Below are 13,357 nucleotides of genomic sequence, written 5' to 3'. Positions count from 1 at the left end.
CTTCTGAACTGGCGAATATCTTGACATCTGCTAGTTTGAGTCATTCCAGATTTAATTCTAAGAAACTTGGAATATTATGAAAAAATTATCGCCCCCACCCAGCCAAAAAAATCGACCAGACTCGTTATCCGCCATGCTTTTCCTGATATTGGCAGGCACCTTTTCTCTTCAGACGCTGGCAGACCCCACCAACCCGGAAGACAGTCTCGTTGTCATTAACAATGCCCGGTCTGCCACTGGCTTTTGTCTGGGCGTATTGACAGGAGAGAAAGAAGTCACCACCACAGCCCCCTGCGCACAGGGCGGTGGGTTTGGCAGCTACGCCATCTACAGCAGCCTGGAAGACCTCAGTCATTGGCAAGGCGCTATCCAGCCTGACTGGCCATCAAGAAGAAACAGACAGGAAGCAGCTGATGAAAACCAGATTGTAAAAATTACGTTGGAACAGCACCCGGAAAATAAAAGCATTGCCAAACTCTCCAAACAGGCACACCCAATCAAGACCACACCTCACTGGCAGTGTCTTGCCCTGGCCGGAGACTGGGACGATGCCCGCTGGCGATGGCAAATGCGTTCGGTCACACCTCTGAGCGCCAGTGCGGACATCTATCCAGATATCTACATAGCGCCTGTAAACAATCATCTGACCGAAAATATGGAAGGCTGGTACGTTCATAACACGGTGGCAATATTTGATCAGGAGGGTGCTCTGGTGGGCTTTTCCTATTGCCCCTCAGCCGCCTACAGCACTTCTTCAGATAAGTTCAGGGTATACTCGATTGACTATCAATCAGGGCAATATCGAAACCATCAGGATCTCTGAAGCTGAAGTCAAAACAATGTGGCTAAACGCTCAGGCTGAACACCATTCCTTTGATGCTGAGTTTTTATTTGTATATTGAACTTCCGTACAATAATATGAAGGGCTTGTTACCCAAGAATTAGATAAGATTCGTGACACCACCAAACAAATGACTGCTAATAAAATCAAAATATAAGAGTTGTTAATATGACCACATTACCTGAATTCTTCTTATGGCTAGGAGTCATTTTTCCTCTGGTATTTAGTGCAGGCCCGGGAAATGTACTGTGTGCTGTATGCGGTGCGTCTAATGGCTTCAAAAAATCGATCCCATTCATTTTAGGGCTGGATTTAGTCTACACAACTTATGCATTACTCGCAGGTTTCGGGCTTTCTGCCCTAATTACTAACTACCCCAAGCTTTTCTTCTTTATTCAAGTAGGAGGAGTGATATATATTTTTTGGCTGGGCTATAAATTTCTTATCCGAAAAAACATAGATAATAATAACTCCATAAGACAGCTAACATTTATTGATGGCGTTATATCCCAAGCGTTAAATATTAAAGGCGTTACAATAATCCTAACCATGTATTCTCAGTTTTTAAATCGTGGAGAATCGATCATTTATGAAGTGGTATCCCTCAGTCTTTGCCTTCTTTTATTAAACTTGTTCACACATATGAGCTGGTCTTATGGTGGTGCATGGATGGCTAAAAAATTTGCATCCAATTACGCCGTACAGGTTCAAAGCAAACTATTTGGATCAATGCTGATAGCCATAGCTTTCTGGTTATTTTATCAATCGATGCTTACTATCTAACGTTGCCATAGCCTCTGAACCGGCATCCGGAACAAAGGCTATGGAAAGCGTGGTTATGAGGCGGTAATAGCAGGAGTGAGTGTCTCACCCTGATCAACATTCCTGCTCTTTTCAACCAGTCGGTTAATCACTCTGGAGAGGAAGATCGTCACAAAAACCATAATGCCTGCAAAAATGGCCAACTTCAGAAAATAATCGTAGTAGGCACTTTCAACAACGCTCTGGGTAAACTCGATGTCTTTTGGCAGGGCAATGCTGGTTGAAAGTCTGGCTGCAAACAGGCCGCTCAACGACAGGGCAATGGAGCGCATACCCATGGTGAAAGCGGAAAGATCTTTAGGAGCCATCTGAAACAGAAAGCCTGCACCCAGTGCGCCAACGATCAATTCAGCAATGGCCTGGAAGAAATGCACCATCAGTATCCAGTTGGCAGAGATTTTTCCGGCCTCATTCATATGCTGCGTGGAAAGCGCCAGCAGCGAAAACCCGATGGCAGTGAACACAAAGGCAAAAGCGAACTTGGTGGGAATGGAAAAGGAAAAACCTTTCTTTTCCAGCCAGGCGTAGAAGCCCACCACTGGTCCTCCAAGTATGAAGCACCACAGTGGGTTAAAGGCCACACCAGACTCCGGCTTCACCGGAATAAACCCAAGAATTTCGTCACCCATCAGGTTGATAGCGTAAATATTCATGGAGGTCATCATTTGACCGTAGTAAAAATAAAAGCAGATCAGAATGACCATCATCACGAGAATGGCGATCATACGAAGCTGGTCAGATGATTCTGCTTTGGCGGTACGAAAGATAAAATAGCCAATAGCGGCAAAACCAATGGCGTAAAGCAGGTACTGACCCTGATCAAGGTTTGAAAACACCCAGTAAATAAGGCCCATGGAGAACAGCGAGCCAGCACCGAATATGCCCCAGAATAACAACGACAGTGGCCTGTGATCCATCGCGTTACCTGCCGCTCTTAGCGGTTTGCGGTAAACATAGAATAAAACCAGGATCCCACACATGATAAGGGAAGAGAGCATAAAGCTGCCTTGATAAGCAACAAAAGCCAGTATGAAAGGGAAGACATATTTTGCCCCAAAAGAACCCAGATTGTTTAACGAATAATTCAGGGTCAAACCTTCTTGAAAACGATCCTGGTTCGTTTCGTTGTAAGAGTTGCCAAACAACACAGTCGGGCTGGTGGAAGACAGTCCCCTGGAATAACCAATAACGGCAATACCCAGAATACTTAGCGGAGCGTTGATGAGTGCAGCACCGGCACTGAGCATGGCCAGGCCGATGGCGTAGAAACTGTAACCTATGTACACGGCACGAAAAGAGCCAATATAGCGATCGGCAACAAAACCGCCAATGGCTGAACAAACAGGGCCAATGGCACCAAAGGCACCTAACATCATAATGGTTTGGGCTTCGCTGTAGTTGAGCTTATCAAGAAAAAAACGAGTCAACAGGATAAAGCTTCCGTAAAAAGCAGCCCCCCATAATATTTGACGTAAAATCAAAACAGGCACAATGCCTGGTAATCGTGCGGACATGTCTTTCATTGCGTAACAGCCTTGGTCAATGATGTCGGTTTTTTTTCTAAGTTATCATTTCAAGGCTTTGTAAATATTGATTTAGGCCAATAAAATAAAAATGTCGTTTTGTTTTTATGAGAAAAATAGCAGCTATTGCTTAAAATTTTTCAGGGAGTTCTGTGTTATCAGGGAGAGTAATAGTGACTTTTTCAGTCTTGGGCCTTGAACAACAGAGCAGGAACTGACCCTCTGCAGGAGCAATGGCGATCTTACGGTCGTAGAAGGTATCTCCAACTTCCAGCCGTGAGATACAGGTATGGCAGACGCCCATACGGCAAGCGTTAGGGGGAGTCAAACCATACTGTTCAGCCAACTCCAACAGTGAAAGATTAAGACCCGCATCCCACTTTGCAAGGATCCCGGCGGGTAAGAAAGTGACCTCAGCCGTTTCTACTACAGGTACAGGCGATGCCCCTGGCTCCGTTCCAAAGCTTTCGGTATAGATCTGATCAGCATTAGCTTCCAACGCCAGCAGAGCTTCTGTAACGTGAGTTTGAAAAGCAGGTGGCCCGCAGAGGTAGAACTGCAATTCATAAGGAGGCATATCAATCCGTTTAGCTCCATCCGTGATGTATAGCCCGTCAAGCTTTTCAGCGATGATATCCTTCGTCAAATGACCCTGATAATTGAAACGACCCGACGAAACGTCGTTTTCAGTCGGCCGGGAAAAAATATGAATGACAGTGACATTAGGAAGTGCCCCGAGCTGATCCAACTCGGCCCGGTGCGCCTGATGAATGCCATCCTGAACGGCGTGAAAGAAAAATACGGGCGGGTAGTTTTTCATCAAGGTGTGTGCTTTCAGCATGGCTAACAATGGCGTCAATCCGATTCCGCCAGCAAACAAAACCAATGGTTTTGGGTTACCTCGTGCAAGGGTAAACTGACCCAGGGGAGAAGACACCCGCAGGCTGTCCCCCACCGCCAGTGTCTCATGCATATACGCACTGCCGGGTCCGCTGGGCGTGCGTTTAATCGTCATGCGATAGTGGTCAGGGTTATCCTGATAATCGCTAAGACTCCAGACCCGGGTAATTTCTTCTTCGGCCAGAGGAATCTTTACAGTCAGAAACTGCCCAGCCAGTGCTCCCGCCAAGGGTCCCGTACCATCGGGAGCCTCGAGCCAGACTGATTTTGTATCCGGTGTCTCCTGACGGATGTCTTTCACTCTCAATGCGCGAGAGCCTGACCACCGACCTTTTGATAACTTCGCCCGATCCTGCTCCGCCGCAATTTTTGACGTTAAAAAAAGAAAAGACATCGGGCTCAGGCCTTCAAGCTCTGACATCGCTTGCATCTGATCCAAACTGGCGGTGCCCGCAAAGAGTGCTTTAGCGATGTTCAGCACCAGGGTGCGTGGCTCTGACTTAGCCTCCAGCTGCACTTGATCGCCGGAGGTAATGGTTCCGGTTTTTACTACGCTCAGATAGACACCACTGTGGCCTGAAATGGCAAACTCCGGGATAAAACGGTCTGACTGCCCCAAACGCCAGCATACTTTGAAGCATGGAATACGAGGCCCGGACACAGACAGCACTACTTCATCGCCAATGTACAGAACATCTCCCACTGCCAAGGCCGCCTCATCCAAACCCTCTATAACAAGATTCTCAGCAAAGCGACCCATTGGCCAATCCTTATCGTTGCCACCGATACGATCTTGCCAGTACCTGTAAGTTGTCGTCGAAACAGCGTAGATGTGATCTTTATGAACCGCTACCTCATTGCCTTCAATACCAGTGGCATGAACTCTTACCGAACCCTGCACTTCAGATTTCAGATAAGCCGTTGTGACACCGTGACCACGTATGTTCTGACGCTTTGTTCTACCAATGCAGATCGCAGAAAGTTTCATTTCTTTAACGTTAAGTTTTCAATGATGTTATCTACCCCTGCAATATAGTCCCTTTTTACACCCTCACAACCCGAAGTCTCTTCCAACATGAAATGAGCCTAAAGGGGACTCCTGTTTCTAGCATGAAATGAGCCTCACGCTTTTGGATCTTTCGTCCATTATTACTGGATGAAAATCATCATGAACACGAGGCTAATTAGTACCCTCCAGCAGGTTCAAGAACTGCTTAATCAAGCACCATTGATAGAGCCCGGTTGGGAGTCAAAAGACGAGTGTTATCAATGGGTTGAAGAAGTTTTGAGGCACTTCCGATATCGATCACTCACTCGGTCAGAGAAAGGGATTATTAAGCGGTATCTGACAGTTGCCACAGGCTACTCAAGAGCTCAAATCAGCCGCCTTATCAAGGCATACCTCTCAGCAGGTCATTTGAAGCGCAAACAGCGGACCAGCAATGGGTTCAGCAATCAGTACACCAAGGCCGATATAAGGCTCCTCGCTGCGACAGATCAGCTTCATAATGGTCTAAATGGGGCTGCTATCAAAAAGCTCTGTGAAAGGGCGTATGTGCAGGGTGACCAGAGCTATGAACGCCTGAAAGATATTTCCGTCTCACACATATACAACCTGAGAAAGTCACAGACATACCGTAACATCCGGTCACCTAAAGACGTCACCAAACCGACAAAACGAGCAATTGGTGTACGGCGAAAACCAAGGCCAGAAGGACAGCCAGGCTTTATACGCATCGACACTGTACACCAGGGTGATCAGGATAGAGTCAAAGGCGTGTACCATATCAATGCTGTTGATGAGGTGACACAGTATCAGGTTGTTTGCTCTGTTGAGAAGATTAGTGAGACATTTTTGATTCCTGTTTTGGAGGAGCTGCTGGCTTCATTTCCCTTTAAATTAAGGGGTTTTCATTCTGATAACGGTTCTGAATACATTAATGGTCGTGTATCAGAATTACTTGAAAATCTTCGTATAAATTTTACGAAATCAAGAGCAAGAAAGACGAACGACAATGCACTTGTAGAAAGCAAGAATGGTGCGATCATCAGAAAAATACTTGGGTATGCTCATATTCCTCAGAAGTATGCGACAGAAATAAATGAGTTCAATAAAATCTATCTTACCCCATACCTAAACTTTCATCGTCCGTGCTTCTTCCCGGAAACAGAGGTAGACGCAAAGGGCAAGGAAAAGAAAAAGTATCACTATGAAAACATGATGACCCCCTATGAAAAATTCAAAAGTCTCCCCGACTTTAAGAAATATTTGAAAAAGGGAGTCACCCTCGAAGAACTTGAGGCAAGAGCTACAAGCATGAGCGATAATGAGTCAGCAAAGCAGTTGCAGGCTGCCAGAGAATTACTGTTTCAATCAATTTTTGAACGAAAGGCCTGAAAGCACTGGCTTGACGCCCCTTCAGGCTCATTTTGGGATTAGAAAATACTCCCGATAGCGGGTCTGAAGAGTGAGGTTATTCCTTTTTATTGAATCCAAACCAGTGTGGCCAAACGTCCGGACTGGACGCCATCCCTGCGGTACGAGAACCAGCGATCTTTCTCTTTATAAGTGCAGAAATGGCCACCACTGATTTGCGTTACACCCAACTTCTCCAGCCGGAGTCTGGCCAGCTGGTAGAGATCTCCATACCACCGGTCACCCTGACCGGGAATAAACGCTGCCTCAGCTTGCGGATCAGACTTCAGAAAAGCTTCGCGAACTTCAGGCCCCACTTCAAAATGAGACTGACTGATGGCTGGCCCCAACCAGGCCATCACCCGGACAGGTTCATCACCCATGGCTTTAACGGTGGCTTCCAGCACTCCTGCCTGAAGCCCTTTCCAACCCGCATGGGCAGCAGCGACACGAGTACCGGACTGATTGCAAAAAATAACCGGAAGGCAATCCGCTGTTAAAACGGCACAGGGTAATCCCGGTTTATCGGTCCAAACAGCATCACCTTCCCTTTCGATGTTATCCGGCTTAGCCGTCACTACCTCAATACCGTGAACCTGTTTGAGCCACTGAGGCGGGTGTCGCCATTGCCAGTCCTCACCCAGCAACGCCCTGTTTTTTGCCACCACATCAGGATCGTCACCGGAGCGCAGCCCCAGATTAAAGCTGCTGAAATGACCCTGACTGTGCCCCCCTGCCCTGAGGGTGACCAGCGCCCTGATACCTTCAGGTGCAGGCCAGTCCGGGAACAGGTAACGATCTTCAGACATATTTGACTCTCTCTATTGCGATACTCTGGAGCCTGAGCCCCCCGGTAAAAAAGCGTCTTCTCTTAATGCTGCCAAAAGTGCTGAAAAATCATCCGGCAAAGGCGCTTCCCACTCCATGTAATCATCCGTCACCGGATGCATCAGCCCGAGCTTTCTGGCATGAAGTGCCTGACGTTTAAAGCCTCTCAAAGTCTCTTCCAGAACAGGAGAGCATCCTTTGGGAATTCTCAGACGGCCAGCATACAGATCATCCCCCACCAGTGGGAAGCGAATATGACTCATATGCACCCTGATCTGGTGGGTTCTGCCCGTTTCCAGTTTGCAGCGGACATGGGTATGAGCATTAAACTTCTTCAGAACCCGGTAATGCGTAACCGAAGGTTTACCGCCAGGCACCACTGCCATACGAAGACGATGAGCCGGGTGACGGGCAATAGGTTCATTCACCGTTCCGCCTGCTGTCATAACACCCTGGGTCACTGCTTCATACTCTCGACTGACACTTCGGTCCTGAAGCTGGGCCACCAGATCGGTATGAGCGGCCAGATTTCTGGCTACCACCATTAATCCCGAAGTATCCTTATCCAGACGGTGAACGATACCCGCCCTGGGCACTGAAGCCACTTCCGGATAGTGGTATAACAGGCCATTCAACAAAGTACCTGAGTAGTTTCCCGCCGCAGGATGAACCACCAGCCCCACGGGTTTGTTGATGACCAGAATGGCATCGTCTTCATAAATGATATTCAGTGGGATATTTTCAGGTTCCCAGCGCTCTTCGTCGTCGACTTCAACACTGAGTGTCAGCCGCTCCCCCCCCACCAGCTTGTCTTTGGGCTTTTTTATCTGGCCGTCCACCAGCAGACCGCCGTTCTTGATCCATTCCTGAAGACGTGCCCTGGAAAAATCCGGAAAGCAGCTGACTGCAATCTGATCCAGTCTCTTACTCCCCTGCTCGTCAGGCACAACGGCCTGCTGATTAATCTGCTCACTCATTAATTACTTCTCAAGTTTTAGTACCTGAACGGCGCTGTTCTCGGTCAGGCTCCCAGACAAAAAATTTCGTTTTACAGCGGACTGTGTTTAAATTAGTCGGATAAAGGCAGGTAGTTTATCACATCAGTGCGGCTGGCTGAGCTATGCTCAAGACTTTATCAACCTGCTTCCCTGCCGTAAGTTCAGGGGAGACACCCGCTCTCCTCACAATCATGCCGGAGTACGGAAACTGTAAACATCATGACAATACTCAAAACGACTTTTTTGCGCGCGCCCATGTTGCGCCTGACAGTTTCGCGCTTGATAGGTCTGTTCCTTGCTGCGGTGGTTCTGGCGGGATGCTCGTCGACCCCCGAAAAAGAGAAGCTCCCGGAATCTCTGACTGAAGCCGAACTCTACCAGATGGCCAACCAGTCTCTGAACAACAAGAGTTACACCAAGGCTATAGAGCAACTGCGTGCGCTGGAGTCTCGCTATCCCTTCGGCTCCTTTGCAGAACAGGCGCAACTGGATCTGGTTTATGCCTATTTCATGAATGTAGAGCCGGAAGCGGCTCGCGCTGCCGCAGACCGTTTTCTGCGCCTGCACCCACAGCACCCGGATGCGGACTACGCCTATTACATGAAAGGTCTGGCATCGAATACGGCTTCTATGGGGCTCATCGAACGTTACCTGCCACTGGACAATACCAAACGTGATCCCGGTCAGGCACGTCAGTCCTTTAATGAGTTTCGTGAATTACTGACTCGCTACCCAGACAGCAAATATGGGCCGGATGCCCGCCAGCGCATGGTAGCCCTGAGAAACCGCCTGGCTGTGTATGAAATCCATGCAGCCAATTACTACATGAAACGTAAAGCCTACGTAGCCGCTGTAAACCGTGGCAAGTACGTCGTTGAAAATATGCAGAAGACCCCGGCGGTAGAACCTGCGTTGGGCGTTATGGTAGAAGGCTATCAGCGACTTGGGCTGGTAGAACCTGCGAATGAAGCCCTTGAAGTGTTGAAGCTCAACTTCCCGGACTCGAAACTGCTTAACGATCAGGGTGAGTTCATCGGCTACCAGTCTTTCGGCGATGTCAACCCCTCTCTGCTTTACACTGTGACATTCGGCCTGCTGGGTGATTCAGGGATTGAAAAGCAGAAAGCCCAGACTCCTGTTGCTCCAAAACCTCCCAAAAACGAACAGTAATATCCTGAAGTGGCTTCCAGCAGGAAGCCACCCTACCCTCTGGTTTAATTCAATGCCAACTATTGTGAAGTGCCCAAATGTGAAGTGCCCAAATGTGAAGTGCCCGAAATGCGGCAAAGAAGTGGAATGGAAGAAAGAAAACACGTTTCGCCCCTTCTGCTCCCAGCGATGCAAGCTGATCGATCTGGGAGCCTGGGCGAATGAAGAGCACTCAATTCCCGGAAGTCCTGCTTTTGATGATCTGATGTCCAGCGAGATTGACGACAGTCTAAAGCACTGAAAAGCCTTTGCCAGCCCCCAGCTCAACAGGCCATGAGCCCTCTTTCAGCAAGGCTTGTGCCTGAGCACGCTTGAATCTCAGGACATCATACATGGCCTCACGCAGCTCTGGCTGATGCATATGCTCAGCCAGCTCATCCAGTTGCTTATCCGACAGTTTGGCGATTCTTCTCAGCGCTAACTCTACTGATCTTTTCACTTGATCTTCTGGCATCTGCTCAACCATAGACAACAATGTTTTCTTACCTCGATACTGAAATCTATGTAGGCTTGAAGGATGCAAAAGCTTCTCGGTAAATTCCTCCATGGAGCAATCTCTGGGAAGAGGAAACTGATTATAAAAGGACATACCAAAATCAATACTGACTAACTTTCCGGTAATTAAGTCATCCCCGTCCTCAACGTTAACCAGCTCATCACCTTCGGCGTGCTTGAATAAGTAATTATCCAGTTTCAGGTAATCCTGGTCACCCAGCAGAAAACGCCTCATAACCAGATTGGTGACCGGGTTCTGATCATCGGTAAACTGACAAATAGAAGGGAACAGGGTTTGACGAAAGAACGTATCGCCAGGATAGAAATCTTTCAGATCTTTAGAGGCCACACAATGATCCTGGCGCTTTTCATCCAGACTATAGCGATAAGCGTACTCCTGCCCATAGCCCATGACTTTTTTATAGGCTTCAGCAGCAAGACACTCTCTCTGGGCCAGAACTTTTTGATTATCATAAAAGCGGGCTTTGTAAGGTTTTCCGGTGATCAGGTAGATCACTTTTTGCAACAATCGTTTAAATTTTTCAGCACCCGATTCATAGCCGGGCGTTTTGATATGCCAGAGTCCTTCATTTTTTTCAGTTTTGGGAGAACCTGACGCCTTCTCCACTTCTTCTGATTCTGTTTTGACCCGCATTAACCGGTGCTCAACAACGCCCCGGCGAGTCGGTCCGGGTACTTCCTCCCAATACTCACTGAAAGGCCTGTCGTTAATGGAAGGAAGAATATTTCTGCCAACCTGCCCGGTCTTTTCAAAATAGGTAATCGCTCGATCCTGAATGGGGCGCTGCTCATGGGTTAAGGGGGCTTGATCCAGCCCTTCGGTACCAGACAAGTCTCCCGGTGAACCTATCGTTCTTCCCAGGGAGTCCTGACCAGTAGGTGATGGGGTTTTGAGTGGTGAATCGGTGGGTAAACCTGATGTTGGTCTGTTACCAAAAGGTTCGATACTAGGCTTAGACATTTGCTTCCCTGCAAAAGTTATTCATTTGAGTTAAGACTAGCAGCCTCAATAAGTTCAAAGCCAGAAAGTACCAATAGCGGCAAGCCCCTGGGCACCCCGGTTAATCAGCCTATCCTGATCAGTCAGCTTCATTCCTCCCAACCAGAAGACAGGTAATGGACAGTTCTCAGTTAGCTCAGCAGCTTTCTCCTCACCTAACGGTTCACTGTTTGGATGCGAGTCTGTGGGCAGTACCGGAGAAAGCGTTACAAAATCGACAGCCAGCGACACAGCCCGATCTATTTGCTCCTGATTATGACAGGAAGCTGCCAGCCACTGATCAGAACCACAGCCACTGCGCCAATCAAGCCCCTCCTGCATCAGCTGTTTCGAGGTAAGATGAATACCGTCACACCAGGTTTTAGCCAATAGCTCAGGCTCACCTTTCAGCAGCAGTTTGGCTCCGGTTTGCCGGCAGAGGTGATGCAGTTCTCTGGCTAAATGCTGATACGTGGCTTCATCCAGCCATGGCGCCCGAAACTGGATCAGTGCTATTCCCTGATCAATCTGATCACTCACTTTCTCAAGAAGTTCAGCCGCCGTACCAAACTTTCCGGTAATCATATAACGATTGGGCAGTAGAGCAGCCGTAACAATGGCATTGTTAGCCGGAGGAAACTCCAGTCCGGGTAACTCTTTCAGGTCGACCCAGCGAATCTCCTGCCCCTCATTTCCACAAGGTTTCCCTTTGATATCTTCTGCCCACCAGGTGTCGAGATAGACCGACTTGTCGGGGTAATCATGTCGAATCGAAATTAATTTCCGGAACTGACCTACCTCGATATCCAGCTCTTCCTTAAGCTCGCGATTCAGGGCTGCTGTAACAGACTCCCCCTCTTCCACCTTGCCACCGGGAAACTCCCAGTAGCCACCCATGTGCTTATCATCCGGTCGCCGGGCTATGAGGATTTTGCCATCGTTCCCACGAATAACGGCTACCGCAACATGCACTACTTTTCTGGCATTCGCCTGATTGTCTGGAGACATGACCCACTGCCTTATTATCAAGTTCGATATTCAGCATTGATTCGAACATACTCATGGGAAAGATCCGTCGTCCAGAGCGTTTCTGTGATATGACCGGCACCCAGCTGAACACGGATCAGAATCTCTTCCTGATTCATGACACGCTCACCTTCCGCTTCGGTGTAGGAGCGGGCAACACTGCCACCTTCTACAATGCAAACGTCGTTTAGCCAGATGGCAACCTTATCAATCTTCAGCTCACTGATCTCAGCTCTCCCCACTGCCGCAAGAATTCTGCCCCAGTTTGGATCAAAGGCAAATACTGCGGTTTTGACCAGAGGAGAGTGGGCAATGGTATAGGCGACCTCAAGGGCATCTGCGACACTGTTCGCCTGTTCAACCTGGATAGTCAGAAACTTGGTAGCCCCTTCACCATCTCTGACAATGGCCTGCGCCAAAGCAGTAGCGACCTCTTCAACCGCCTGTTTCAGAGCCTGGTACAAAAGCCCTTCAGAATGGGTTAACGGTTCATTCCCGGCCTTACCCGTGGCGACCAGCATGCAACAATCATTGGTAGAAGTATCACCATCGACAGTGATTCTATTGAACGACAGATTGACAGCATTAGACAGGAGCTTTTGCAAAACAGCCTGATCCACAGCAACATCGGTGGCCATAAAAGCCAGCATGGTCGCCATATTCGGCTTGATCATACCTGACCCTTTGCTGATTCCTGTGACTGTGTACTTTTTACCGTCGACTGCAAATTGCCGACTGGCACCTTTAGGCCGGGTGTCGGTGGTCAGGATGCCTTCTCCTGCCCGGTGCCAGCCATCTTCACTTAAATACGAGATAGCAGCAGGCAGGCCAGCAACTATTTTATCTACGGGCAGAGGCTCACCAATCACACCGGTTGAAAAAGGCAACACCTGATCTTCCTGCACGTTGGCGTGTTCAGCCAGTGCAAGACAGACTTCAGTGGCGTCCAGCATTCCCTGATCACCAGTACCGGCATTGGCATTACCGGTGTTAATCACAAAATACTCTGGCGAACAGTGAATACGACGTCTGGCCAGATGGACTGGAGCCGCACAAAAACGGTTCAGGGTGAAAACTCCGGCAACAGAAGCGCCCGAATCCCAATTCATAATCACAAGATCCTTACGGTCCTGCTTCTTGATACCCGCCGCTGTTGTTCCCAGACGAAAGCCCTTCACTGGATGCATTTCCGGCCAGTTTCCTGATCCTACTGCCATCGTTTTTCCATCTCCTCTTTCTTAGGGCCAGCGAGCACTGACTCAGCTGACCCAATGCGAATGACAGTTATAGCCAACTGCT

General features: G+C 48.5%; 12 protein-coding genes. 5 read left to right on the top strand and 7 right to left on the bottom strand.

The annotated features are described in order from the left end of the window. The first annotated feature begins 76 nt into the window (after positions 1-76). Together K7B67_RS05540 and K7B67_RS05535 are read left to right on the top strand one after the other, a co-directional pair. Positions 77-823, top strand: a complete 747-nt coding sequence (locus K7B67_RS05540; RefSeq protein ID WP_252179369.1) for a hypothetical protein — start codon at positions 77-79, stop codon at positions 821-823. A gap of 186 nt (positions 824-1,009) precedes the next feature. After that, positions 1,010-1,624, top strand: coding sequence for a LysE family translocator (locus tag K7B67_RS05535; protein WP_252179368.1), 615 nt, complete (start codon positions 1,010-1,012; stop codon positions 1,622-1,624). 53 nt (positions 1,625-1,677) lie between these two features. Here the strand turns inward: K7B67_RS05535 and K7B67_RS05530 are convergent, their stop codons facing one another. Together K7B67_RS05530 and K7B67_RS05525 are read right to left on the bottom strand one after the other, a co-directional pair. Further along, on the bottom strand, positions 1,678-3,177 hold the full coding sequence (locus K7B67_RS05530) for an oligopeptide:H+ symporter (protein ID WP_252179367.1): 1,500 nt from the start codon (positions 3,175-3,177) through the stop codon (positions 1,678-1,680). A 139-nt stretch (positions 3,178-3,316) separates the two neighbouring features. After that, positions 3,317-5,074 (bottom strand): MOSC domain-containing protein, encoded by a 1,758-nt coding sequence (locus K7B67_RS05525; protein ID WP_252179366.1) that lies wholly within the window; start codon positions 5,072-5,074, stop codon positions 3,317-3,319. 180 nt (positions 5,075-5,254) lie between these two features. Here K7B67_RS05525 and K7B67_RS05520 point away from each other — a divergent pair, with 180 nt between their 5' ends. After that, on the top strand, positions 5,255-6,484 hold the full coding sequence (locus K7B67_RS05520; protein WP_252179128.1) for a transposase family protein: 1,230 nt from the start codon (positions 5,255-5,257) through the stop codon (positions 6,482-6,484). A gap of 86 nt (positions 6,485-6,570) precedes the next feature. Here the strand turns inward: K7B67_RS05520 and pgeF are convergent, their stop codons facing one another. After that, positions 6,571-7,311 (bottom strand): peptidoglycan editing factor PgeF, encoded by a 741-nt coding sequence (pgeF, locus tag K7B67_RS05515; protein ID WP_252179365.1) that lies wholly within the window; start codon positions 7,309-7,311, stop codon positions 6,571-6,573. Positions 7,312-7,323: 12 nt separating this feature from the next. Further along, positions 7,324-8,307 carry a 23S rRNA pseudouridine(1911/1915/1917) synthase RluD gene (gene rluD / locus K7B67_RS05510; RefSeq protein ID WP_252179364.1) on the bottom strand — a complete coding sequence of 328 codons (984 nt, stop codon included), beginning with the start codon at positions 8,305-8,307 and terminating at the stop codon, positions 7,324-7,326. 240 nt (positions 8,308-8,547) lie between these two features. Between rluD and K7B67_RS05505 the strand changes: the two genes are divergently transcribed. Both K7B67_RS05505 and yacG read left to right on the top strand, forming a co-directional pair. After that, the gene (locus K7B67_RS05505; protein ID WP_252179363.1) at positions 8,548-9,498 is read left to right on the top strand and encodes an outer membrane protein assembly factor BamD; all 951 of its coding nucleotides are present in this window, start codon (positions 8,548-8,550) and stop codon (positions 9,496-9,498) included. A 94-nt stretch (positions 9,499-9,592) separates the two neighbouring features. Beyond that, the gene (yacG, locus tag K7B67_RS05500) at positions 9,593-9,778 is read left to right on the top strand and encodes a DNA gyrase inhibitor YacG (protein WP_346658258.1); all 186 of its coding nucleotides are present in this window, start codon (positions 9,593-9,595) and stop codon (positions 9,776-9,778) included. On the opposite strand, the gene K7B67_RS05495 is transcribed toward yacG, so the two are convergent. From K7B67_RS05495 to argJ, 3 genes are read right to left on the bottom strand one after another with little or no spacing between them, the layout of a single operon-like run. After that, positions 9,767-11,014 carry a hypothetical protein gene (locus tag K7B67_RS05495; protein WP_252179361.1) on the bottom strand — a complete coding sequence of 416 codons (1,248 nt, stop codon included), beginning with the start codon at positions 11,012-11,014 and terminating at the stop codon, positions 9,767-9,769. The genes yacG and K7B67_RS05495 overlap by 12 nt on opposite strands. 54 nt (positions 11,015-11,068) lie before the next feature. Then, on the bottom strand, positions 11,069-12,040 hold the full coding sequence (locus K7B67_RS05490) for a Nudix family hydrolase (protein ID WP_252179360.1): 972 nt from the start codon (positions 12,038-12,040) through the stop codon (positions 11,069-11,071). A 17-nt stretch (positions 12,041-12,057) separates the two neighbouring features. Then, positions 12,058-13,275, bottom strand: a complete 1,218-nt coding sequence (gene argJ, locus K7B67_RS05485) for a bifunctional glutamate N-acetyltransferase/amino-acid acetyltransferase ArgJ (protein WP_252179359.1) — start codon at positions 13,273-13,275, stop codon at positions 12,058-12,060. Between the last annotated feature and the right edge of the window lie 82 nt (positions 13,276-13,357).

Source organism: Endozoicomonas sp. 4G (assembly GCF_023822025.1).
Taxonomy (GTDB): domain Bacteria; phylum Pseudomonadota; class Gammaproteobacteria; order Pseudomonadales; family Endozoicomonadaceae; genus Endozoicomonas_A.
This window is presented reverse-complemented; position numbering and strand designations above follow the sequence as displayed.

What these genes read in the sequence shown, in the direction of transcription:
- K7B67_RS05540 (WP_252179369.1), top strand. Translation starts at nt 77, where the DNA reads ATGAAAAAATTATCGCCCCCACCCAGCCAAAAAAATCGACCAGACTCG.
- K7B67_RS05535 (WP_252179368.1), top strand. Translation starts at nt 1,010, where the DNA reads ATGACCACATTACCTGAATTCTTCTTATGGCTAGGAGTCATTTTTCCT.
- K7B67_RS05530 (WP_252179367.1), bottom strand. Translation starts at nt 3,177, where the DNA reads ATGTCCGCACGATTACCAGGCATTGTGCCTGTTTTGATTTTACGTCAA.
- K7B67_RS05525 (WP_252179366.1), bottom strand. Translation starts at nt 5,074, where the DNA reads ATGAAACTTTCTGCGATCTGCATTGGTAGAACAAAGCGTCAGAACATA.
- K7B67_RS05520 (WP_252179128.1), top strand. Translation starts at nt 5,255, where the DNA reads ATGAACACGAGGCTAATTAGTACCCTCCAGCAGGTTCAAGAACTGCTT.
- pgeF (WP_252179365.1), bottom strand. Translation starts at nt 7,311, where the DNA reads ATGTCTGAAGATCGTTACCTGTTCCCGGACTGGCCTGCACCTGAAGGT.
- rluD (WP_252179364.1), bottom strand. Translation starts at nt 8,307, where the DNA reads ATGAGTGAGCAGATTAATCAGCAGGCCGTTGTGCCTGACGAGCAGGGG.
- K7B67_RS05505 (WP_252179363.1), top strand. Translation starts at nt 8,548, where the DNA reads ATGACAATACTCAAAACGACTTTTTTGCGCGCGCCCATGTTGCGCCTG.
- K7B67_RS05495 (WP_252179361.1), bottom strand. Translation starts at nt 11,014, where the DNA reads ATGTCTAAGCCTAGTATCGAACCTTTTGGTAACAGACCAACATCAGGT.
- K7B67_RS05490 (WP_252179360.1), bottom strand. Translation starts at nt 12,040, where the DNA reads ATGTCTCCAGACAATCAGGCGAATGCCAGAAAAGTAGTGCATGTTGCG.
- argJ (WP_252179359.1), bottom strand. Translation starts at nt 13,275, where the DNA reads ATGGCAGTAGGATCAGGAAACTGGCCGGAAATGCATCCAGTGAAGGGC.